We start from the raw sequence: 21,439 nt of genomic DNA, 5'->3' as shown, positions 1-21,439 counted from the left end.
GTCAAGCCGTGACCTCTGGGGGCTGAAGCGGATGAAGATGACGTTCGGGCTGCTGGGGCCCCTGACGGTCGCCGTGGACTCCGTGCCGCAGGCACTGCCGAGGGCGACCGTGCTGCGCGGGCTGCTCGGGGCCCTGCTGCTCGCGGAGGGCGAGCGGCTGCCCGTCGGGCGGCTGCTGGACCTCGTCTGGGCCGAGCAGGCGGACCGGATCGGGCGGGGCGCGGTGCACACCGGGATGTCGCGGCTGCGCACCTGGCTCGGCGGGTTCGGGGACGGGACGGTGACCCTGGAGTCCGACGCGCAGGGGTACCGGCTGCTGACCGGCCCGGACGCGGTGGACCTCGGACGGTTCCGCCGGCTCCTCGCCGACGGGGACCAGGCCGCCGCGATCGCGCTGCGGCGCGGGCCGGTGCTCGCCGGGTTGGAGCGGGTGAACCGGGAGGACCCGCTGGTGACGTCCGTGGAGGGCGAGGTGCGCACCGCGGCGCTGAACCTCGCCCAGGCCGCCCTGGCCGCCGGAGGACGTGCGGGCGGTGGGGCGCCCTGGGCCCCCGGACGGCGTGCGGGCGCCGGGGTGCCCCTGGCCGCCGGAGGACGTGCGGGCGACGGGGTGCCCCGGGTCGAGGGAGTACCCCGGGCCGTCGTCCCCGTGCTGGAGGCGCTCGCCGAGGACCACCCGTACGACGAACCCCTGCACGCCGCCCTCCTGGAGCTGCTCGCGGCGGACGGCCGGGCGGCCGAGGCGCTGCGCCGCTTCCAGTCGCTGCGCCGACGGCTGTCCGAGGAACTCGGGATCGAGCCGGGTGAGCAGGTGCAGAACGTCTTCCTGGCGCTGCTGGCCCAGGACTGCGAGGGCACCCGCACCGCCCCCGGACCCTCCCGGGTGCCCTCCCAGCTCCCGCGGGACATCACCGACTTCACCGGTCGTGACGAGCAGGTGCGGCTCGTCCTGGACGCCCTGGCCGCCGGCCGGGTGCCGGTGATCGCCGGCATGGGCGGCATCGGCAAGACGGCGCTGGCCGTCCACACCGCCCACCGGGCCGCCGCCGACTACCCGGACGGCCGGCTCTACGCGGACCTGCGCGGCGTGGACGAGGCTCCCGCCGACCCCGCCCGCGTACTGGCCGGCTTCCTGCGCGCCCTCGGCGCCGACCCCCGGGAGATCCCCGCCTCCCTGGACGAGCGGTCCGCGCTGTACCGCACCCTGCTCGCCGACCGCCGCACGCTCGTCCTCCTCGACAACGCCGCCGACGAGCAGCAGATCGGCCCCCTGCTCCCGGGCACCCCGGCCCGACCGACCGGCGCCGCCGCCGTCCTCGTCACCAGCCGCACCCCGCTCACCGCCGTGCCCGGCGCCCGCCTCATCGACCTCCACGAACTCGACGCCCCGCACGCCCAGACCCTGCTGCGCCGCATCCTCGGCGACCAGCGCGTCGCCGCCGAACCGTTCGCCGCCGCCCAGATCGTCGACCTGTGCGGCGGCATGCCGCTGGCCGTCCGCATCGCCGGGGCCCGGCTGGCCGCCCGCCCCCGCTGGACCCTCGCCCGCCTCGCCCACCTGCTGCGCGACGAACGCCGACGGCTCGACGAACTGGCGGCGGGAAACCTGGCCGTCCGGGCCGGCTTCGCCGTCGGCTACGCCCGGCTGTCCGAGCCGACCCGCCGCATGTTCCGGCTGCTCGGCCTGCTCGACGCACCCGACTTTGCCCCCTGGGCCGCGGCCGCGATCGCCGACATCCCGCCGGAGCAGGCCGAGCGGCAGCTGGAGGAGCTGATCGACGCCCAGCTCCTCCAGGAGACCGGCACGGAGCCGCACCTGCGCTACCGCTTCCACGACCTCGTCCGGCTCTACGCGCGCGAGCACGCCGAGGCCGCCGACGAACCCGCCGCCCGCACCGCCGCGCTGGAACGGGCCTTCGGCGCCTGGCTCTGGCTGGCCGAGCAGGCGGCCGACCAGGTGCCCGGGCCCTGCCTCGCGCCGATCCACGGCGACGCGCCCCGCCACCCGCTGCCGTCCGCCGTCACCGCGGCGCTGCTCGACGACCCGACGGCCTGGTTCGACGCCGAGCAGCCGGCCCTGAACGCGAGCGCCCGGCAGGCCGCCGCCCTGCGCCTGGTGCCGCTGGCCTGGGACCTCGCCGCCTGCCAGGAGAAGTACTGCGACGTCCGCGGCCTGTACGACGACTGGCGCACCACCCACCAGGTCGTCCTGCAGGCCTGCCGGACGGTCGGCGACGCCCTCGGCACGGCCGTGCTCACCCGCGGCCTCATCGAGGTCACCACCTGGACCACCCCGGCCGACGGCTCCCACAGCACCTCCGACCTGCCGGACGGCAGTCAGACGATGGTCGCCCTGGAGGACCGCGCCCGGCACCTGCAGCGCCAGTTCGACCTGGTGGGGGAGCCGCGCGGGACCGCCGACGCCCTCGTCCTCGTCGCCTGGAGCCTGGTCGCCCAGGGCCGCGAACCGGAAGCCGTGGACGCCGCCCACCGCGCCCTCGACCTCGCCACCGCCCACGACCACCCGGGCGGCCAGGCCCGTGCCCACCAGATCATCGCCATCGCCCACGGCGAGACCGACCTCGACCGCACGATCGAGCACCTCACCGAGACCCTCCGGCTGGCCCGGATGATCGGCAACACCCGCTTCGAGGCGACCGCGATCCAGTTCCTGGGCGCCGCCCACGGCCGCGCGGGCCAAGTGGACCGGGCAGGCGAGCTCCTCACCCGCTCGCTCGCCATGGCCCGCTGCCTCGACGACCGCTACCTGGAGGCGTTCTCGCTGCTCTACCTGGCCACCGTGTACGCGGCCACCGGTGACGACCGCGCCCGCGAGACCGCCGACGCCGCCCTGGCCATCGCCCGGCGCTTCGACCTGGGCCACCACCTCGCCCAGGCCCTCGGGATCCTGGGCGAACTGGACCTCGCCGCCGGGAACCACGCGTCGGCCATCGCACACCTGGAGGAGTCCGTCCTGGTGTGGCGCGCCCGGGGCTGGCGCTCGTTCCTCGCCGCGGCACTCCGCACCCTCGGCCGCGCCTACCAGGCCGCCGGCCTCCCGGACTCGGCCGCCCGCGCACTCGCCGAGGCCCGCGCGCTGAGCGACACGCCGATAGCCGGGCCCGGCGACGGCCCGCCGTACGGGTCCTGACCGCCGTCCTGCCCGGCCTCACCGCCACCCGTTCGGCTTCACCGCCGCCTTGCCCGGGGTCACCGCCACCACGCCCGGCCCGAACGCCGCCCTGCCCGGGCCCACCGCCGTCGTACCGACCGCGTACGGACGGCGTACGGATCGCGTACAGATCGGTAAGCCATCGGTAAGCCGCCCCTCCCTAGGCTCGACCCCCACGGCACAGGACAGGCACACCCGCCCGCTCACCCGGTCGGCGCCCACGTCCCACACCCGCCCGATGGGCCACCGGCCGGGTCCGCGCAGGGGACGGACCCGGCCGGAGGCACGTCACGACAGGTGCACCGCCACTGCGCACAGGCCGAGCCCGGTCGCGGCGGCGGCGCGCCACTGCCGCAGCGGGCCGTCGAGGACGGACTCCTCCCGTGGCGGGTAGTGCAGCCAGTCCCGGGCTTCCGCCGCGGCGCGTTCGGCGCCGGTGAAGGAGAGGGCCCGCTCCACCCGCGGCAGGCTTGCGCGTACCTGGGCGGAGGTGAGGAGGAAGTTGCCGCACCAGCCCGGCAGCAGGGCGGCGCGCGCCGGCCCGAGGGCGTGGAAGAGCGAGGAGACCGCGTACTCCTTGGAATGGACCGAGACGAACATGGACTAGCCCGGCTCGTGGCCCGCCCACACGTCGTCGATCACGCAGAAGTCCGGATCGACCAGGCCGGCGCACAGGTCGTCCACCTCCGGCCCCGGCGAGGTGAGCCGCAGGAACGGCTCCACGGCGGTGCCGTCCGCCGCCGTGGACCCCGAACTCCCGTACCACGTCCGGTGGTCGGGCAGCGGATCCCGCTGCCACCGCTCCCACTGCCGCCGGGCGCGCGGCCGCGACCGGTCGGCGTCCATGGCGGGCAGCAGCCCGGAGGACAGCTCCGCGATGAAGGAGTCGGGGTGGCCGGTGATCGCCCAGGCACTCGTGAAGCCCATGCCCGGGGACGTCAGTACCCGGCACTGACGTCGAGCTCGTGACCGATCGCCTCGCGCAGGGTGTCGTGCTGCGGGCCGAGCGCGGTCGCGGGAGCGTGCCAGTTCTCCGGGGGGTACCGCCACACCGGGTGACGGACGCGATCCGCGCTCTCCCACGCGAACCGGGGCCACACGTGCGCGTGCAGGAAAGCGTCGGTGTTGCCGAGGATCTCCAGGTTCACGCGACGGAACCCGGGGTCCAGCCGGCGGCAGGCCCGCTCCACCGCCTCGCCCAGGCGGTCCATGTCCGCCAGGAACGCCATCCGTTTGCTCCGGGGGAGTTCGGACAACCGCTCCACACCGGGCTCGTCCACCAGCAGGACCGAATACCCCGGCAGGAACTGCACGTCGCCGATCACCGCGAAGCCGGCGTCAAGTCGCCGGAGCACCGTGGGGTTGGTGCCGTCGAGGGCACTCCCGATCCTGTCGTCCCGCCAGTCGTCGGCCATGACAGCGCACCCTACACGCGCGTGACGAAGCGGGCCTGTGGTCGGGCGGCGGGCGGCGGGCGGCGGGCGGTCGGCGGCGGTACCCGGTGGCCGGCCTGGGGGCTTCGTCCAGCTCCCCGCCCTCGCCCGGCGGCCATGCCTGGTGGGCCTGACCGCCGATCCCGGCCGGGTGCTCCGTCAGGACGGGCTGGTGGCCAGCAGTGCGGTGGTGGTCACCTTGTTGTCGCACTCGGCGAACAGGCCGTCGGCCAGGGCCACTTGGTGGGCGCCCGCGCCGCCCGGCAGGCCCAGCACGAGGGTGGGGTAGGCGACCGGGGCGGCTCCGGAGACGCAGGAGCCGTCGGCTTCGCCCTGGACCTGGACGAAGGTGAGCTTGAGCCAGGCCTTCCCGCCCGGGGCCAGGTGGACGGGGGAGGCGGTGCCGGTGTGGGTCACGGCGAGCGGCGCGTTGCGATCCGGGGAACCGTTCGCCGCTCCGGCCACCGTGGGGAAGCCCTGGAGCGTGCACGGGTGGGTGGAGGCGTTGGTGAACGCGACGATCGCCGCTCCCAGGCCGGTGCCCTCGGGGCGCGACGCGGCCTGGTGGGCGTCCACCCTCAACTCGGCGGGCGCGCAGGTCGGCGCCGCCGCGCCGCTGCTCGTCGGTCCGCCGGACGAGGCGGCGGAGGCGGCCGCTCCCGCGGACGGGGTGCCGGCCTTGGTGGGGAACGGGGAGGTGGCGCCCGGAATGGCCGTGGCGGTGGTGGCCGGCGCCGGTGCCGCCACCGTCGGTGCCGCCGTCGCCGCCGTCCCGCCGGCGCCCGACGGCGCGTCGGTCCCGGGCCCGCACGCCGTGGCGAGCAGGGCGACCGCAGCGGCCGAGACCGCCACGACCGCGGCTCTTCGGGCCTTCGTTCCGTACCACGTGTCCTGCATGACGCCCCCTCGGAGGATGGAGTGCAGCCGACCCGGCGTCGGCACCTGCCCGGTACACACCACCGTTCCGGCGTTGGTTCCCCGGGCGTTCGGGCGTGACAGGACGGTGACGAGACCAGGAAGGCCCGCGCACAACGGTGACGACCACACGACCGGACGACCACACGACCGCCGGCGCGAGACGCGCCGACGTCGGTCCGGCGGAGCCGGCGGGCCGGCCGTCAGCATGACGGGTGTGAGAACTGCCCTGCGCTGTGTGATCGCCCTGGTGTCGGCCCTGGCCCCCGGTCGGCCCCCTCGTCTCGCCCGCCGGGGCCGCCGTCGCCGCCGGGGCCGCCGTCGCCGCCCGGGTCGCCGGGGCCGAGGTCGCGGAGGGTTGGGAGGCGCTCGCGCCCGGGGTGGCGTACCGCGAACTGACGGTTCGCACCGCCCGCGGCACCGCGAGGGTGTACGCCGTCCGCGCCGACCTGCGGACATCAGGTGTGCGGGCGGACCTGCTCTTCCCCGGGGCGGTGGCCGCCCGCGCGCCGCTGACCCGGTTGGCAGCCGCCCGCGGCGCGGTGGCGGCGGTGAACGGGGACTTCTTCGACATCACCGAGGAGCAGCACCCGGGCGTCGCGGCCACCGGCGCCCCTTCCGGGCCGGCCGTGTACCAGGGGCGGGCGTTGAAGGCGGCCGTCCCGGAGGCGCAGCGGTTCGGCTGGCGGCCGCCGCCGGGCGACACGGTCGAGGACGTGCTCGGAGTCGGCGTGGACGGGGTGGCGCGGACCGGACGCCTGGAGCTGCGGGGCCGACTGCGGACGACGGCCGGATCCTGGCCGCTGGGCGGGCTGAACCAGTACGCGCTCCCGGTCGGTTCGATCGGCGTGTTCACCCCCGCCTGGGGCGAGGTCTCCCGGGCCCGCGCCGCGTGCGGGAGCGACGAGGCACGAAAGGCGCCGTGTACGACGGAGACCACGGAGGTGACGATCCGCCAGGGCCAGGTGGTGGCCGTCGCCGCGACGCCCGGTACCGGCCCGATCCCGGCCGGGAGCACCGTGCTGCTCGGCCGTGAGGCCGGTGCCCACGCGCTCGCCGGCCTGCCCCTCGGGGCGCCGGTCGCGGTGGACTACCGCCTCGTGTCGAGCGAGCCGGTGCCCTTCGCCTTCGCCCTGGGCGCCCACCGCCTCCTGCGGGACGGGCACGCCCTCGCCGGACTGGACGCCACCGTCGCCGAACCGCGCAGCGCGGTCGGTCTCGCGGCCGGTGGGCGGGTGCTGACGCTGTTGTCCACGGACGGGCGCGAGGGCACCTCCACCGGACTGACCCTGACGGAACTCGCCCGTACCGTGGCCGCTCTCGGCTGCCCCGAGGGCGTCTACCTGGACGGCGGCGCCTCCGCCACCCTCGTCGCCCGGGATCCCGGCACGGGCGATCCGATCGTGCGCAACCACCTCGACCACGGCCTGGAACGGCCGGTCCCCAACGCCCTCGGCATCTTCACCGGGTAGGGCGCCCACCGGGAACGTCCGCCGCCGGCGGCGGAGCCGGTCGTCCCTGTTCCCGACCCACGCGTGCCTTCGGCCTGTCGGCGGGCCATCCCCGAATCACGAGGGCAGGCATTCGGCTTGGCGGCCTCCGGCCTGATGTCCTGCCAGGGGATCGCCGCCGGCCTGACCGGGGTGGTCGCCGAGCTGGTGCGGCCGTCGGCGGGTATCGCCGTGGCGGCGGCGGTCTCCCTGCTCTGCACGGCGCTGGCGGCCCGAGTGCTCAGGCCGACGCCGTGACAGGGGCTGCGTCGGGTACGAGGAGCAGCTTGCCGGTGGTGCGCCGAGCCTCCAGATCGCTGTGGGCCCGGGCGGCCTCGGACAGGGGGTAGCGGGCCGTCACGGTGACCTCGAGCGCCTTGGAGCGCACCCACTCGAAGACATCGGCGGCCCGTCGGAGCAGTTCGGACCGATCGGCGATGAAGTCCCCGAGGCTGGGCCGGATCAGGGTCAGCGAACCGCCGTGGGCGAGCCGGATGGGGTCGAACGGAGGCACGGCACCACTGGCCGCGCCGAAGAGCACGAGATGGCCGCGGGTCCGCAGGCTGGCGAGGCTCGCGTCGAAGGTGTGCGCGCCGACACCGTCGAAGACGACGGGCAGTCCCTGACCGCCGTTGAGCCGGCGCACCTCGGCCGCGAGGTCGTCGACTGCGGAGGAGAGGATCACCTCGGCGGCCCCGGCACGCTTCGCCAGCTCGGCCTTCGCCGTGGTCGAGGTCGTGCCGATCACCCTGCCGCCGAGATGGGTGATGAGTTGGGTCAGGAGCAGCCCCATGCCACCGGCGGCCGCGTGCACGAGCACCGTGTCGCCCCGCCGGACCGGGTAGGCGTCGGTGACGAGATAGTGCGCGGTCATGCCCTGCAGGAGCACGGCGGCGGCTGTCTCGAAGTCGACGTCGTCGGGCAGCGGCACCAGCCGGGAGGAGTCCACGACGGCCCGCTCGGCGTACGAGCCGGGTATCTCCACCCAACCGACCCGGTCCCCGACGGCGACGTCGGCGACACCGGGCCCCACTTCGACGACCGTGCCGGCGCCTTCGGTGCCCGGGGTGAAGGGCAGCGGAAGGCTGTACCGGCCTTCGCGGTGGTAGACGTCGAGGAAGTTGACCCCGGATGCGGCGACCTCCACGACCGCCTCACCCGGACCCGGCCGCGGCTGGTCCACCTCGGCCTCCTGCAGCACCTCGGGACCGCCCACTTCGTACACCTGTATCGCTCGCATGACTCTCCACTCTCGGCTCATCCCGACCAACCCCGTCGATGGCGTTCCGATTCCCGGCGAGCAGCCCGGCCCGCCGGCGGCCCTCCCTCGCCGCCGACCTGACGGTCGGTGCGGCCACCGTCAAGGTCCGGCCGGAGCCTGACGCAGGCTCAACCGACCCGCCGAGCGCTGAGGCGCCTCCTGCGCACCGGGTCAGGGACAGGAGACCGAGGCCGTCGAGTGCCGACGGCACCGAGCCCGGCGCGTCGGCGCCGGAGGCCGCGTGACCGCTCATCAGTCGGGCCCGGCTCCGGTGGCGTCCGCGAGGATCGCGCGACGGGCGTCGAGCGCCGCGGCCAGCAGGCGTTCGTCCAGCTCCGTCTCGGCGTCCCGGGTGGAGTCGTTGGCGGGGATCCGGGTGGGCGTGCGAGGGCGGCGGGGCTGCGCCCGTGGCCACGGGCGCTTCGTCGGGCCGCGTCACCGGGCGGGGCGGTGGCCGCCGTTCCATGCGGAGGAGTCGGTCACGCGGCCGATCCTGCCATGCGGGAGGACGGATCGGCCGCGGGGCCGGCGGCTCCCGGGGCGGTCAGGCGTCGAGCACCTGGCCCGGGCGGGTGACGACCGGTCCGTCCGTCGACCACGGGAACTCGATCCAGTCGTCGGTCCGCTTCCACACGTACTCGCACTGGACCAGGGAGTGCGACTTCTCGTAGATGACGGCGGAGCGCACCTCGGCGACGTGGTCGAGGCAGAAGTCGTGCACCAGCTTCAGCGTCTTGCCGGTGTCGGCCACGTCGTCGGCGATCAGGACCTTCTTGCTGGTGAAGTCGACCGCCTGGGGGACGGGCGCCAGCATGACGGGCATGTCGAGGGTGGTGCCCACGCCCGTGTAGAACTCGACGTTCACCAGGTGGACGTTCTTGCAGTCCAGCGCGTACGCCAGGCCGCCGGCCACGAACACGCCGCCGCGGGCGATGCTCAGGATGAGGTCGGGCTCGTAGCCGCTGTCGGCGATCGTCTGCGCGAGTTCGCGCACCGCCCGGCCGAAGGTCTGGTAGTCGAGGATCTCGCGCACGTCGGTCACAGCGTTCAGTGTCCCCGGCAGCCGGCCGTGCGGCAACGGGAGCCGGGCGTGGCGCTCCGGCCGCCCCGGGAGGGGCAGCCGTCAGCGCTGCTCCTCCGGGCGGTCCGGCAGCTCCCAGCGGGTGTGGAAGGTCCCGTCCCGGTCGACCCGGCGGTACGTGTGCGCGCCGAAGAAGTCCCGCTGGCCCTGCACCAGCGCGGCCGGCAGGCGCCCTGCCCGCAGGCCGTCGTAGTAGGCGAGCGCGGTGGCGAAGCCGGGGGCGGGCACGCCCAGCTGGACCGCCGCCGAGACGACCCGCCGCCAGGCCGACTGCGCGGAGTCGAGCGCCTCCCGGAAGTGCGCGTCGGTGAGCAGCGTGGCACGTTCCCGGTCCGCCTCGTACGCGGCCCGGATCCGGTCCAGGAAGCGGGCCCTGATGATGCAGCCGCCGCGCCAGATGGTGGCCGTCGCGCCGGGGTCGATGTCCCAGGAGTACTCCGCGCTGCCGGCCTGGATCTGCTGGAAGCCCTGCGCGTAGGCCACCATCTTGGAGGCGTACAGGGCCTGTTCGACGTCCTCCGCGAAGCGGTCCGCCGCCGCGCTGTCGAGCCAGGTCTCGGTCGGGCCGGGCAGGTCCCGGCCGGCCCGCCGCAGCGGCGCGCTGCCGGAGAGCGCGCGGGCGAAGACGGCCTCGGCGATCCCGCTCACGGGCACGCCCAGGTCCAGCGCGCTCTGCACCGTCCAGCGGCCGGTGCCCTTCTGCTCGGCCTGGTCCAGCACGACATCGACGAAGGGCTTGCCGGTGGCGGCGTCGGTGTGCGCGAGGATGTCGGCGGTGATCTCGATCAGGTAGGACTCCAGGCGCCCGCCGTTCCAGGCCCGGAAGACCTCGGCGATCGCGGTGGGCTGCATCCCGCCGCCGTGCCGCAGCAGGTCGTACGCCTCGGCGATGAGCTGCATGTCGGCGTACTCGATCCCGTTGTGGACCATCTTGACGAAGTGGCCGGCGCCGTCCGGCCCGACGTGGGTGCAGCAGGGCGTGCCGTCGACCTCGGCCGCGATGTCCTCCAGCAGCGGCCCCAGGAGCCGGTAGGCCTCCGGCGTGCCGCCGGGCATGATGCTCGGCCCCTCCAGCGCGCCCTGCTCGCCGCCGGAGATCCCGGTGCCCACGAAGTGCAGCCCGCGCTCCCGCAGGGCCGCCTCGCGCCGCCTGGTGTCGGGGAAGTGCGCGTTCCCGCCGTCCACCAGGACGTCGCCCCGGTCGAGCAGCGGCACCAGTTCGTCGATCACCGCGTCGGTCGGCGCGCCGGCCTTGACCATGATCACGATCAGCCGTGGGCGCTCCAGTGCCGCGACGAACGCCTCGGTGGTCTCGGCGGCCACGAAGTCGCCCTCGTGCCCGAACTCCTCCAGCAGCGCCGCGGTCCGCGCCCAGGTGCGGTTGTGCACCGCCACGCGGTGTCCGTGGCGGGCGAAGTTCCGGGCCAGGTTGCGGCCCATCACGGCCAGGCCGGTGACGCCGATCCGGGCCGGTGCCTGTGCGGTCATGGCGGGAATCTCCCAGGGGTGTCGGGGGCTCGGGGTCTCGGGTTGTCGGGTCGCGGCGCGTCCGTGCTCCCGGGCCGCTGTTCCCCGGCTCGGCGGCTCGGCGGCTCGGCTGCTCGGCTACTCGGCGGAGAGCGCGAGGACCTCGTCCTCGGGGAGTTCGACGTACTGCTCCCCGTCCGCCTCGAACTGCGATCCGGCACGCAGGTTGAAGAGGATCCGCTCGCCGACCTTGACGTCCACCGGGTGCGGCTTGCCGCTCTCCAGGGGCCGGCCGGGCCCCACCGCGACCACCTCGCCCTTCCACCGGTCCGGGTCCTGCGGGGCCGCCCCGCCGAGCGGCTTGACGATCAGGTGGTCGTGCTTCGGGTGGAAGTCGGGCATGGCATGGTCCTCTCACGTAGGCGCCTGCGGCGCAGCCGGGGCCGCCCCCACCCCCCGATTCTCCCGGGGTTCGGCTTTTCCGCACCCGAGCGGCGGCGTCGCTCGGCCGCCGTCGGAGGCCGGGTTACGCCGTCCGGATGACGTCGGGCCACGGTCGGCTGCCGTCAGGCTGCCGCCAGGCGGCCGGATGCGGGCGGCGCCGGGTCACGGGGGCGCCTGGCCGCGGGCGCGTTCGGCGGCCAGGACCTCGGGCAGGCCGGTCAGGCGGCGCAGGCCGGCGGCGGCGCGGGCGGTGCGGTGGTTGGCGGCGAGCAGGTCGCGGTGGCGGTGGACGAAGGCCCAGTAGCCGGTGGTGAACGGGCAGGCCCGGTCGCCGAGGCGTTCGGTGGGCCGGTAGCGGCACGGGCCGCAGTGGTCGCCCATCCGGTGGAGGTAGGCACCGCCCGCCGCGTAGGGCTTGGTGGTGATCAGTCCTCCGTCGGCGAACTGGGACATGCCGACGACGTTGGCGGTCATCACCCAGTCGTAGCCGTCGACGAAGCACCGGTGGAACCAGTCGGTGAGCTCACGCGGGTCCCAGCCGTGCTGCAGGGCCCAGTTGCCGAGCACCATCAGCCGCGGGACGTGGTGGACCCAGCCGTGGTCGCGGACCTCGGCGAGGACGCGGGCCAGGCAGCGGGCGGTGACGGCGTCGGCGTCGAGGTCGCGGAACCAGGCGGGCAGCGGCTCGTGGTGGCCGAGGTGGTTGGCGTCGCGGTAGTCCTCGCCCAGGTGCCAGTAGAGCTGCCAGACGTACTCGCGCCAGCCGGCGACCTGCCGCACGAAGCCCTCGGCGCTGTTGAGCGGCACCCGCCCGGCCCGGTACGCGGCCTCGGCGGCGCGCACGCACTCGCCGGGGTCGAGCAGGCCGAGGTTGAGCGGGACGGAGAGCGCGCTGTGGGCCATCCACGGGTCGGCGTGCAGCATGGCGTCCTCGTAGCGGCCGAAGTCGGCCAGGCGGTGGGCGACGAAGTGGGCGAGCGCCCGTTCGGCCTCCGGCCGGGTGGCGGCGAAGCGGCGCGGGCCGTCCCGGCCGACGAACGTGACCTCGCCGGCGCGTTCCCAGCGGTCCAGGTCGGCCCGGACGCGCTCGTCGATGCCGTCCTCCTCGGGTGCGAAGGGCGGTGGGACCGGCAGGGTGGCGGCGCCCCTGGGCGGGGGTTCGCGGTTGTCCCGGTCGAGGTTCCAACGGCCGCCGGCGGGGCTGCCGTCCGGTTCCAGCAGCAGGTGCTCGGCGCGGCGCACCCGGCGGTAGAAGTCCTCCAGCAGCAGGCGGCGTTCGCCGGGCTCGCCGGCCCAGCGGCGGAAGTCGGCGAAGGGGACGAGGAAGCCGCGCGGCGGCAGGACCGTGACCCGGGGGAGGGCGTCGACCAGTGCGAGGGCCGCGCGCGACGTCGGGTGGCGGACCGTCACCCCGCGCCGACCCACGGCCCGGGCCAGGCCCTCCCGGTAGGTGTCGGCCTGCACGTACCGCACCCGGTCCCCGAGGGCGTCCGCGGCGTGGCGCATCGCGGACAGGACCAGGTGCGCCTTGGCCCGGTGGAAGCGCCGTCGGCGCAGCACGGAACGGGCCTCGATCATGACCACCGGCGCGTCCGGATCCGGGCCTTCCTCCCCGGGGGCCAGGAAGTGCGGCCCGAGCTGGTCGCCGAACAGCCAGTGCGGGCGCGGCCCGCTCATGCCGGTCGTCCGGGCCGGACGGGCCGTGCCGCCCCGCCGGTCGGGCCCGGAGCGGTCGGGGGCGGGTCGTCGTGCCGTTCCATGGTCCGCTCCGTTCCTCGGGGCCGGGTGGGCGCGGTGGAACGCGCCCTCTGCCCAGGTTCGCGCGGCGCGGCGGGCCGGGGGGAGTCGCAGCGGTGCCGCAGCGTTTGCCGGGCGCCCTGGTCATCGCCGCCGGTCATCCTCGCGTCAACGCCTGAACGAACCGCTGCGCAAACGCTGCAAGTGTGCCCCGCGTGCACAATCGCTGCACGGTGGGCCCGTGACCCCGCTCGTGCAATCCCCTCCCGAGTCAGCTCCCGCCGCCGGCCCCGCGCCGACGCCCTCGGAGCTGCGCCACCTCCTGGAGCTGTCGGCGCGCGGCGACGAACGCGCCTTCGAGGAGCTGTACCGCGCGGTGGCCGCACCGGTGTACGGCGTCGCGCTGCGGACGCTGCGCAGCCCGGCGCACGCCGAGGAGGTCGCCCAGGAAGTCCTCCTGGAGGTCTGGCGCGCCGCCGGGGCCTACCGGCCGGAACGCGGGTCGGTGCTGACCTGGGTGCTGACCATCGCGCACCACCGCGCGGTGGACCGGGTACGCTCCGCCCGGGCGGCCGCCGAGCGCGACCACCGGGTCCTCGCCCGGGAGCCCCAGCGGAGCGAGTCGCCGGAGGAGGAGGCGGTCCGCGCGCTCGACCGGCTGCGGGTCAGGTCCGCGCTCGCGGACCTGAGCTCGGTGCAGCGCGAGGCCGTGGTGCTGGCGTACTACGGCGGGTACTCGCACCGGGAGATCGCGAACCGGACGGGCGTGCCGCTGGGTACCGTCAAGACCCGGATCCGCGACGGCCTCCTCCGGCTCAGGGCCGGCTTCGACCGGGAGGGCGACCGTCCCCCGCCGAAGCCGGGGCGCCTGACGCAGGCGGTCCGGGTGTTCGACAGCGGTGGCGACACGGGGTTCGCCGCGGGAAGGATCGCAGGATGGTGACCTCATCGGCCCGCCTCGGCGCGGGACCGCCGCCCGGGGCGCGGTCCGGCGGAACGGCCCCGTCCCCCGGCCCGGCGCCCGCCCCCGCGCCCGGCTCGACGCCCGACCCGGCGGACGAGGCCGGGCTCTCGACCGGCGGGGTGGCCCAGCGCCTGGGCGTGTCGCCCACCACCGTCCGGTCCTGGGAACGCCGCTACGGCATCGGCCCCGCCCACCGGGTGGCCGGCCACCACCGCCGCTGGACCCCCCGGGACATCGCCGTCCTGGAGACGATGTGCCGGCTGACGGCCCGCGGGGTGCCCCCGGGCGAGGCCGCCCGGGCCGCCCTGGCGGAGCGCGACGCGTCCGTGCGCGAGGACGGCCCGCCGCCCGCCGCGCCCGAGCCGCCGACGGGCCCGCAGGGCGACGACCGGCCCGTTCGCGCCCCGGGCGGAAGCCGCAACCTGCGCGTCGGGACGGTGCGCCCCGAATGCCGGGGCCTGGCCCGGGCGGCGGTGCGGCTGGACGCGCCGGAGGTCGCCGGGATCCTGCGCGAAGCGGTGGACGCGCTCGGGGTGATCGACGCGTGGACGGAGGTCATGATGCCCGCCCTCCGCGCCGCCGGCCGCAAGTGGGCGGCGGACGGCGAGCAGTACGTCGAGGTCGAGCACCTGCTGTCCTGGCACGTCTCCAGCGCCCTGCGCGGCGTGGCGGACGGCGCGGTGACCGCCCGTCGGGTGAGGCCCGTCCTCCTGGCGGCGACGCCCCTCGAACTGCACACCCTGCCGCTCGAAGCCACGGCCGCGGCCCTGGCGGAGCGCGCCGTCCCGTTCCGCATGCTGGGCGCGGCCGTCCCGGCCAGGGCCCTGCTGGACGCCGTCCACCGGATCGGCCCGGGGGCCGTGATGATCTGGTCCCAGGACCAGCACACCGCGGACCGCGAGCTGGTCCGCAGGATCGGCCACAGCGCGTGGGGCCCGAGCGGCTCCCGCGGCGCGGCCGTGGTGGTGGCCGCGGGCCCCGGCTGGGCCCGCAACCGGCCGCCGGCCGGTGTCGCCCGCCCCGCCACCCTCACGGACGCCGTCGACCTCCTGGAGCAGGCCGTCACGGACTGACGTCCGCCTCGCCGTCCCCGCCACCGGATCGCCGCGCGGCTCCGCACCAGCCGGTGACGGCCGTCCCGGGCCTCCCGGTGCGCCCGCTGCCCCGGGTGCCCTCGGTGCGTCGCTGTCCCGATGTCGCCGGTGCCCCCCGGTGCGCCCGGTGTCCGCGGTCCCCGGTGTCCCCGGTGTCCCCGGTGTCCCCGGTGTCCCGGTGTCCCCGGTGTCCCCGGTGTCCCCGGTGTCCCGGTGTCCCGACGGCCCGCGAAGCCGGGCCAATCCGCTCCGGTCCCCGTTCCGAAGATCGGGTGCAAAGACAGTGCGGGCCGTGTCGCGGCCCCGTCGGGAGGGGCTCTCGTGACCGTGTTCGACACCGTTTCCACCGCCCGGACCACCGTCGGGAGGGACGGCGGCGCGCGTCCGCGCCGGGTGGCGGTGGTGGGATCCGGCGTCGCCGGCCTCACCGCCGCCCACGAGCTCTCCCGGGCCGGGGTCGACGTCGAACTCTTCGAGGCCGACGGCCGGCTCGGCGGCCACGCCCACACCCAGCACGCGAGCGCCCCGGACGGCCGGGCGCTACCGCTGGACACGGGATTCCTGGTCCACAACGAGCGGACCTACCCGCACCTGGTCCGGCTCTTCGCCGAACTCGGCGTCCGCACCCGGGACAGCGAGATGAGCATGTCCGTGCGCTGCGACGGGTGCGGCCTGGAGTACGCCGGGGCGCGGGGACCGGCCGGCCTGTTCGCCCGGCCCGACGCCCTGGTCCGCGGCCGGTACCTGCGGATGCTCGCCGAGGTGCCGCGCTTCCACCGGCTCGCCCGCCGGCTGCTCGCCGACCCGGCGGCCGGCGACCCGGCGGCCGGCGACCCGAGCCTGCGCGACTTCCTGGCCGCCGAGGGCTTCTCCCGGTACTTCGTGAACCACTTCATGACCCCGGTCGTCTCCGCCGTGTGGTCCTGCGCCCCCGACCTGGCGGGCGACTACCCGGCCCGCTACCTGTTCGCGTTCCTCGACAACCACGGCATGCTCTCCGTCACCGGATCGCCCACCTGGCGCACCGTCGTCGGCGGCTCGCGCACCTACGTCGAGAAGATCGCCGAGCGGCTCGCCACCGTGCACCGCGCCACCCCCGTGCGCGCGGTGCACCGCTCCCCGGACGGCGTCACGGTGGTCTCCGAGGGCGGACACCGCACCGAGGCCGACGCCGTCGTCGTGGCCACCCACGCCGACCAGGCCCTGAAGCTGCTCGCCGAGCCGACCGACGCCGAACGCGAGGTCCTCGGCGCCTTCACCTACTCGCGCAACCCCACCGTCCTGCACCGCGACCCGTCCGTGCTGCCCGGCGCCCGCTCCGCGCGCGGATCGTGGAACTACCGGATGCCCCACTGCACCGCTCCCTCCCAGCGGGTACGGGTCAGCTACCACCTCAACCGGCTGCTGCGCCTGGACACCGCCGAGGACTACCTGGTCACCCTCAACGAGGACCGGCACCACCCCGTCCCCGACCACCTGGTGGTCTCCCGCACCGTCTACGAGCACCCGGTGTACACCGCGCACTCCGTCGCCGCCCAGCGCAGGCTGCCCGAACTCACCACCGCCCGCACCGCGTTCGCCGGTGCGTACCACGGCTGGGGCTTCCACGAGGACGGCTGCCGCTCCGGCATCGAGGCCGCCCGCGCGCTGCTCGGGGTGAACGCGCCGTGACGCCCCGTGCCGTCCCCGGCCGTTCCGCGACCGCCCGTACCGGCAGCGCGGGCGCCGTGACCGCGGGCGCCGCGACCCCCCTGCCCGGACCGTGGGGCGCGGTCCTCTACGACACCGTCACCACGCACGTGCGCCCGACACCCCGGCTGCGGACCTTCCGCCACCGCGGCTACCTGTGGCTGGTCGACGTGGACCGCCTGCCGGCCCCGCCCTGGCCGCTGCGGCCGCTGGCCCGGTTCCTGCCCCGCGACCACGCCCTCGACCCGGCCGGGCGGGCACCGTCCGTCCGCGAGGACCTGGAGCGCTACCTCGCCGGGCACGGTGTGCGGCTCGGCGCCGGGCAGGTGCTGATGCTCACCCAGGCCCGCTCGCTCGGGCACGTGTTCAACCCGCTGACCGTCTACTGGTGCCGCGACGGGGACGGGCGGCCGCTGTGCACGGTCGCCGAGGTCCACAACACCTACGGCGGCCGGCACCGCTACCTGCTGCCGCCCGATCCCGACGGCCGCGCCGAGTGCGTCAAGGACTTCTACGTCTCGCCGTTCTTCCCCGTCGACGGCCGCTACCGGATGGTCCTGCCCGAACCGGGCGAACGCCTCCACCTGGCCGTCCACCTGGAGCGCCGGGGCCGGCGCGCCTTCACCGCCACCGTCCGCGGCACCGCCCGCCCGGCCCGCCCCGCCACCCTGCTGCGGGCCGTGCTCAGGCACCCGTTCGCCACCTGGGCCGTCAGTTTGCACATCCGCTACCAGGGCATCCGCCTGTGGCTCAGCGGACTGCCCGTCCACCCCCGCCCGGCCGCCGTCCACCCCTGCCCGGCCGCCGGCCGGCCCCGGCCCGCCGACCAGCCCGTTCCCACGGAAGAGGTGTCCGCCCCATGACGACCACGGTTCCCCCGGCAGGGACGCCGGCGCCCCTCGTCGACTCCGCCCGCTGGCCGGACGTCGCCCGGGTCCCGGACGTGCCGTTGCGCGCGGCCGTCGCCGCCCGGCTGCTGCGCCGGGTGGCCGCGCGACGCGGCCTGCGCGTCGAACTCCCCGGCGGCCGCACCCTGCTGCCCGCCCCGCCCGCCGCACCGGTGCTCCGGCTGCACCGCCCCCAGGACTTCCTCCACCGGGTGGGGGAGAGCGGCCTGATCGGCTTCGGGGAGTCCTACCAGGCCGGCGACTGGGACAGCCCCGACCTGGTAGCGCTGCTCACCGCACTCGCCACCGCCCCCGAGACCCTCGTGCCCACCGGCGCCCAGTGGCTGCGCCGGCTCTACGTGCAGCGGCCGCCGGACGAGGAGCTGTCCACGGCGGCGAACGCCCGGCGCAACATCCACCGGCACTACGACCTGTCCAACGACCTCTTCGCGCTCTTCCTCGACCCGACGATGACCTACTCCTCGGCGCTCTTCCCGACCGGCGCCGACCACGCACCGGCCGCCACCCGCGAGGCCCTGCCGGCCGCCCAGCACCGCAAGATCGACCGGCTGCTCGACCTGGCCCGCGTCGGCCCCGGCACCCGGCTGCTGGAGATCGGCACCGGCTGGGGCGAACTCGCCCTGCGCGCCGCCGCGCGCGGCGCCCACGTCGTCAGCCTGACCCTCTCCGAGGAACAGCTGGCCCTCGCCCGGCACCGGATCGCCGACGCCGGGCACGCGGAGCGGGCCGAGGTCCGGCTCTGCGACTACCGCGCCGCCGAGGGCCGGTACGACGCCGTGGTCAGCGTGGAGATGATCGAAGCCGTCGGACGGCCGTTCTGGCCGGACTACTTCCGCACGCTGGACCGGGTCCTCGCGCCCGGCGGGCGCGTCGCCCTGCAGGCGATCACCATGCCCCACGACCGGATGCTCGCCAGCAGCCGCACCTACACCTGGATCCTCAAGTACATCTTCCCCGGCGGCCTGATCCCCTCCGTGCGGGCGATCGACGAGACCGCCACCCGCCACACCCGCCTGCGGCTCACCCGCGCCGACGCCTTCGGGCCGCACTACGCCGAGACCCTGCGCCTGTGGCGCGAACGCTTCACCGAACAGTCGCCGCAGGTCGCCGCCCTCGGCTTCGACCGAGTCTTCCAGCGCATGTGGGAGCTGTACCTCGCCTACTCCGAGGCCGGGTTCCGCACCGGATACCTCGACGTCCACCAGATCCTCCTCACCCGCGACGAGGTGGCGGCGTGAACGCCGCCGCCTTCGCCGTCAACCTCGCGGTCACCGCCGCCGTCGCCCTCGCCGTGCTCCTCGCCGCCTTCGCGGTGGGCGTGCGCGCCGGGCGCCACCGGGGCGTGGACGTCGCCTGGGGGCTCGCGTTCACCGCCGTCGCGCTGACCGGCTACGCGCTCTCGGACGGCCACGGGGATCCCGGACGCCGGCTGCTGGCGACCGTCCTCGTCACCGTCTGGGGCCTGCGGCTGTCCGGGCACATCTGGTGGCGCGCCCGCGGCGCCCCCGAGGACCCGCGCTACGCCCGGATGCTCGCCCGCGCCCCCGAGGGCCCCGCCCGCACCCGGTACGCCCTGCGGATCGTCTACCTGCTCCAGGCGGCCCTCGTCTGGTTCGTCTCGCTCCCCGTCCAAGCCGCCCAGTACCTGCCCCACCCGCCCGGCCCGCTCGCCTGGGCGGGCACCGCACTGTGGGCGGTCGGCCTGTTCTTCGAAGCCGTGGGGGACTGGCAGCTCGCCCGCTTCAAGGCCGACCCCGCCAACCGCGGCCGGATCATGGACCGCGGCCTGTGGCGCTACACCCGCCACCCCAACTACTTCGGCGACGCCTGCGTCTGGTGGGGCCTCTTCCTGCTCGCCGCCGACACGCCCATCGGATGGGCCTTCGTCCTCAGCCCCCTCGTGATGACCTGGCTGCTCGCCTTCGGCAGCGGAAAGCCGATGCTGGAGCGTCAGCTCGGCGCCCAACGGCCGGGCTGGGCCGCCTACGCCGCCCGCACCAGCGGCTTCATCCCCCTGCCACCGCGCCGACACCCCGCACACCCGACCGCACCACCTGCGAGGCACCACCCGTGACCGTCTCGATCGCCCTGTTCACCCAGGACCTGCGCCTGCACGACAACCCCGTGCTGCACGCCGCCCGCACCGCCGCCGACCAGGTCGTGCCGCTGTTCGTCCTCGACCCGGCCGTCGAGGCGGCCGGCTTCGCCGCCCCCAACCGGCTGGCCTTCCTCGCCGACTGCCTCGCCGACCTGGACGCCTCGCTGCGCCGGGTCGGCTCCCGGCTCATCGTCCGCCGGGGCGCGACCGCCGAGCAGACGGCCAAGGTCGCCGCCGAGGCCGGCGCCGGGACGGTGCACGTCGCCGCCGGGGTCAGCGGCTACGCCCGGCGGCGCGAGGCGGCCCTGCGGGGCCTGTTCGGCGACCGGCTGCACGTCCACGACGCCTCCGTGACCGTCGTGCCGCCCGGGCGGATCGCCCCCGCCGGGCGCGACCACTACGCCGTCTTCACCCCGTACCACCGCGCCTGGCAGCAGGCCCCGCACCGCACCGTGCTCGGCGCGCCCCGGACGATCCGCACCCCGGACGGGATCGGCGGCGAGAACCTCGTGATCAGCGGCCCCTTCTCCCCCTCCCTGCCGCGCGGCGGCGAGAGCGCGGCCCGTGAGCGGTGGCGCCGCTGGGACGTCGCCGCGTACGCCGACGTCCACGACGACCTGGCGGCCGACGACACCTCCCGGCTCTCCCCCTACCTGCACTTCGGCTGCCTCTCGGCCACCGAGCTGACCGCCCGCGCCCTGCGGCACGGCGGCCCCGGCGCGGAGGCCTTCGTCCGGCAACTCGCCTGGCGCGACTTCCACCACCAGGTGCTCGCCGCCCGCCCCGACGCCGCGCACCGCGACTACCGCAGCCGGGACGACCGCTGGCACCACGACGAGCGCGAGGCCGAAGCCTGGCGCCAGGGCCGCACGGGCTACCCGATCATCGACGCCGGGATGCGCCAGCTCGCCGAGGAAGGCTGGATGCACAACCGGGCCCGGCTGCTGACGGCGAGCTTCCTCGCCAAGACCCTCTACCTGGACTGGCGGATCGGCGCCGCCCACTTCCTCTCCCTGCTCGTCGACGGCGACGTCGCCAACAACCAGCTCAACTGGCAGTGGGTCGCCGGCACCGGCACCGACACCCGCCCCAACCGCGTCCTCAACCCGCTGCGCCAGGCCGACCGCTACGACCCGGACGGCGCCTACGTCCGCCGCTGGGTGCCCGAACTCGCCCACCTGCCGGGGCCGTCCATCCACCGCCCCTGGCTCCTCGCCGGGGACTACCCGGCGCCGATCGTCGACCCCGAGGACCTCACCGCCCGGTTCCGCCACGGGCGGCCGTGACCCCCGCGGCGCGCGGCCGGCCCCCGTGCGGCCCGGCGGCCGCCGCGGGCCCGGCACAGGGCCCTGTCCGGCGGATGCTGCCGGGCGCGTGACTCCCCCGGCCTTCGGCCGGGAGGTGCCCCCACGTCGCATCCCGCCTGGACGCACGCCCGAATCGTCCGGGTACGTCCAGGACGGGGGCCGACTCGGCCGCAAGCCCGACCGGGCGCGACGTGGGGGCACCGAGACGTGGGGGTACCGAGCCGACGGGATCCGCCGGACAGGATCCGGGCGCACGGTCCGCGGGCCCGCCGGCGCACCCGGAGGACGGGCCCCCGCCCGCGCGCCCCGTGGTCCGGACCGCGCGCAGGGGCAGGCGCCACAGGCGGCATGCGGCCGCCGTGCGCCCCCGCGCTCCGGC

Annotated in this window: 18 protein-coding genes and 1 pseudogene; 10 read left to right on the top strand and 9 right to left on the bottom strand. The window is 76.0% G+C overall.

Annotation, left to right across the window (positions count from 1 at the left end; all coding sequences use genetic code 11):
* Nucleotides 1–31 precede the first annotated feature (31 nt).
* On the top strand, nucleotides 32–3,151 hold the full coding sequence (locus tag ACZ6Y7_RS12580) for an AfsR/SARP family transcriptional regulator (protein ID WP_465757872.1): 3,120 nt from the start codon (nucleotides 32–34) through the stop codon (nucleotides 3,149–3,151).
* 309 nt (nucleotides 3,152–3,460) lie between these two features.
* Here the strand turns inward: ACZ6Y7_RS12580 and ACZ6Y7_RS12575 are convergent, their stop codons facing one another.
* The 4 genes from ACZ6Y7_RS12575 to ACZ6Y7_RS12560 all read right to left on the bottom strand — a co-directional run bounded on the left by ACZ6Y7_RS12575 (nucleotide 3,461) and on the right by ACZ6Y7_RS12560 (nucleotide 5,502).
* A complete protein-coding gene (locus ACZ6Y7_RS12575) occupies nucleotides 3,461–3,772 on the bottom strand; it encodes a hypothetical protein (RefSeq protein ID WP_465757871.1) in 312 nt (103 codons plus the stop codon).
* A gap of 3 nt (nucleotides 3,773–3,775) precedes the next feature.
* Nucleotides 3,776–4,099 carry a hypothetical protein gene (locus tag ACZ6Y7_RS12570; protein WP_465757870.1) on the bottom strand — a complete coding sequence of 108 codons (324 nt, stop codon included), beginning with the start codon at nucleotides 4,097–4,099 and terminating at the stop codon, nucleotides 3,776–3,778.
* Nucleotides 4,100–4,110: 11 nt separating this feature from the next.
* Complete coding sequence (locus ACZ6Y7_RS12565) at nucleotides 4,111–4,587, bottom strand: diadenosine tetraphosphate hydrolase (RefSeq protein WP_465757869.1); 477 nt, start codon at nucleotides 4,585–4,587, stop codon at nucleotides 4,111–4,113.
* A 177-nt stretch (nucleotides 4,588–4,764) separates the two neighbouring features.
* Nucleotides 4,765–5,502 (bottom strand): DUF4232 domain-containing protein, encoded by a 738-nt coding sequence (locus ACZ6Y7_RS12560; protein ID WP_465757868.1) that lies wholly within the window; start codon nucleotides 5,500–5,502, stop codon nucleotides 4,765–4,767.
* A gap of 398 nt (nucleotides 5,503–5,900) precedes the next feature.
* On the opposite strand from ACZ6Y7_RS12560, the gene ACZ6Y7_RS12555 reads away from it, so the two are divergent.
* Nucleotides 5,901–6,992 carry a phosphodiester glycosidase family protein gene (locus tag ACZ6Y7_RS12555; protein ID WP_465757867.1) on the top strand — a complete coding sequence of 364 codons (1,092 nt, stop codon included), beginning with the start codon at nucleotides 5,901–5,903 and terminating at the stop codon, nucleotides 6,990–6,992.
* Between the two features lie 117 nt (nucleotides 6,993–7,109).
* Complete coding sequence (locus tag ACZ6Y7_RS12550; protein WP_465757866.1) at nucleotides 7,110–7,268, top strand: hypothetical protein; 159 nt, start codon at nucleotides 7,110–7,112, stop codon at nucleotides 7,266–7,268.
* Here the strand turns inward: ACZ6Y7_RS12550 and ACZ6Y7_RS12545 are convergent.
* The 5 genes from ACZ6Y7_RS12545 to ACZ6Y7_RS12525 form a co-directional block, all read right to left on the bottom strand.
* Entirely contained in the window at nucleotides 7,252–8,250 is a 999-nt protein-coding gene (locus tag ACZ6Y7_RS12545; protein WP_465757865.1) for a quinone oxidoreductase family protein, read from the bottom strand. The two genes, ACZ6Y7_RS12550 and ACZ6Y7_RS12545, sit on opposite strands and share 17 nt — an antisense overlap.
* Before the next feature lie 565 nt (nucleotides 8,251–8,815).
* Complete coding sequence (locus ACZ6Y7_RS12540) at nucleotides 8,816–9,313, bottom strand: phosphoribosyltransferase (RefSeq protein ID WP_465757864.1); 498 nt, start codon at nucleotides 9,311–9,313, stop codon at nucleotides 8,816–8,818.
* Nucleotides 9,314–9,394: 81 nt separating this feature from the next.
* A complete protein-coding gene (gene gndA, locus ACZ6Y7_RS12535; RefSeq protein WP_465757863.1) occupies nucleotides 9,395–10,840 on the bottom strand; it encodes an NADP-dependent phosphogluconate dehydrogenase in 1,446 nt (481 codons plus the stop codon).
* Between the two features lie 117 nt (nucleotides 10,841–10,957).
* Nucleotides 10,958–11,221 carry a co-chaperone GroES gene (locus ACZ6Y7_RS12530; RefSeq protein ID WP_465757862.1) on the bottom strand — a complete coding sequence of 88 codons (264 nt, stop codon included), beginning with the start codon at nucleotides 11,219–11,221 and terminating at the stop codon, nucleotides 10,958–10,960.
* 204 nt (nucleotides 11,222–11,425) lie between these two features.
* On the bottom strand, nucleotides 11,426–12,940 hold the full coding sequence (locus tag ACZ6Y7_RS12525; RefSeq protein WP_465757861.1) for a cryptochrome/photolyase family protein: 1,515 nt from the start codon (nucleotides 12,938–12,940) through the stop codon (nucleotides 11,426–11,428).
* Between the two features lie 370 nt (nucleotides 12,941–13,310).
* Between ACZ6Y7_RS12525 and ACZ6Y7_RS12520 the strand changes: the two are divergent.
* The 7 genes and pseudogenes from ACZ6Y7_RS12520 to ACZ6Y7_RS12490 all read left to right on the top strand — a co-directional run.
* Nucleotides 13,311–13,820, top strand: a pseudogene (locus ACZ6Y7_RS12520) (sigma-70 family RNA polymerase sigma factor); the annotation flags it as partial.
* Between the two features lie 116 nt (nucleotides 13,821–13,936).
* Nucleotides 13,937–15,037 carry a MerR family transcriptional regulator gene (locus ACZ6Y7_RS12515; RefSeq protein WP_465757860.1) on the top strand — a complete coding sequence of 367 codons (1,101 nt, stop codon included), beginning with the start codon at nucleotides 13,937–13,939 and terminating at the stop codon, nucleotides 15,035–15,037.
* A gap of 348 nt (nucleotides 15,038–15,385) precedes the next feature.
* On the top strand, nucleotides 15,386–16,729 hold the full coding sequence (locus tag ACZ6Y7_RS12510; protein WP_465758025.1) for an NAD(P)/FAD-dependent oxidoreductase: 1,344 nt from the start codon (nucleotides 15,386–15,388) through the stop codon (nucleotides 16,727–16,729).
* Nucleotides 16,730–16,809: 80 nt separating this feature from the next.
* A complete protein-coding gene (locus ACZ6Y7_RS12505) occupies nucleotides 16,810–17,610 on the top strand; it encodes a DUF1365 domain-containing protein (RefSeq protein ID WP_465758024.1) in 801 nt (266 codons plus the stop codon).
* Nucleotides 17,607–18,893, top strand: coding sequence for a class I SAM-dependent methyltransferase (locus ACZ6Y7_RS12500; RefSeq protein WP_465757859.1), 1,287 nt, complete (start codon nucleotides 17,607–17,609; stop codon nucleotides 18,891–18,893). The genes ACZ6Y7_RS12505 and ACZ6Y7_RS12500 overlap by 4 nt, the downstream gene beginning before the upstream one ends.
* A complete protein-coding gene (locus ACZ6Y7_RS12495; RefSeq protein WP_465757858.1) occupies nucleotides 18,890–19,729 on the top strand; it encodes a DUF1295 domain-containing protein in 840 nt (279 codons plus the stop codon). The genes ACZ6Y7_RS12500 and ACZ6Y7_RS12495 overlap by 4 nt, the downstream gene beginning before the upstream one ends.
* Nucleotides 19,726–21,039: a cryptochrome/photolyase family protein gene (locus ACZ6Y7_RS12490; protein WP_465757857.1), complete on the top strand. Its 1,314-nt coding sequence runs from the start codon at nucleotides 19,726–19,728 to the stop codon at nucleotides 21,037–21,039. Before ACZ6Y7_RS12495 ends, ACZ6Y7_RS12490 begins: the two co-directional genes overlap by 4 nt.
* Nucleotides 21,040–21,439: the final 400 nt, after the last annotated feature.

Source organism: Kitasatospora sp. NPDC053308, assembly GCF_055585785.1.
The sequence above is the reverse complement of the archived record's forward strand: the minus strand, read 5'-3'. Positions and strand labels throughout refer to the sequence as shown.

Excerpts from the sequence above, each read along its gene's own strand:
- ACZ6Y7_RS12580 (WP_465757872.1), top strand. The coding sequence starts at position 32 with ATGAAGATGACGTTCGGGCTGCTGGGGCCCCTGACGGTCGCCGTGGAC.
- ACZ6Y7_RS12575 (WP_465757871.1), bottom strand. The coding sequence starts at position 3,772 with ATGTTCGTCTCGGTCCATTCCAAGGAGTACGCGGTCTCCTCGCTCTTC.
- ACZ6Y7_RS12570 (WP_465757870.1), bottom strand. The coding sequence starts at position 4,099 with ATGGGCTTCACGAGTGCCTGGGCGATCACCGGCCACCCCGACTCCTTC.
- ACZ6Y7_RS12565 (WP_465757869.1), bottom strand. The coding sequence starts at position 4,587 with ATGGCCGACGACTGGCGGGACGACAGGATCGGGAGTGCCCTCGACGGC.
- ACZ6Y7_RS12560 (WP_465757868.1), bottom strand. The coding sequence starts at position 5,502 with ATGCAGGACACGTGGTACGGAACGAAGGCCCGAAGAGCCGCGGTCGTG.
- ACZ6Y7_RS12545 (WP_465757865.1), bottom strand. The coding sequence starts at position 8,250 with ATGCGAGCGATACAGGTGTACGAAGTGGGCGGTCCCGAGGTGCTGCAG.
- gndA (WP_465757863.1), bottom strand. The coding sequence starts at position 10,840 with ATGACCGCACAGGCACCGGCCCGGATCGGCGTCACCGGCCTGGCCGTG.
- ACZ6Y7_RS12530 (WP_465757862.1), bottom strand. The coding sequence starts at position 11,221 with ATGCCCGACTTCCACCCGAAGCACGACCACCTGATCGTCAAGCCGCTC.
- ACZ6Y7_RS12525 (WP_465757861.1), bottom strand. The coding sequence starts at position 12,940 with ATGAGCGGGCCGCGCCCGCACTGGCTGTTCGGCGACCAGCTCGGGCCG.
- ACZ6Y7_RS12515 (WP_465757860.1), top strand. The coding sequence starts at position 13,937 with ATGGTGACCTCATCGGCCCGCCTCGGCGCGGGACCGCCGCCCGGGGCG.
- ACZ6Y7_RS12500 (WP_465757859.1), top strand. The coding sequence starts at position 17,607 with ATGACGACCACGGTTCCCCCGGCAGGGACGCCGGCGCCCCTCGTCGAC.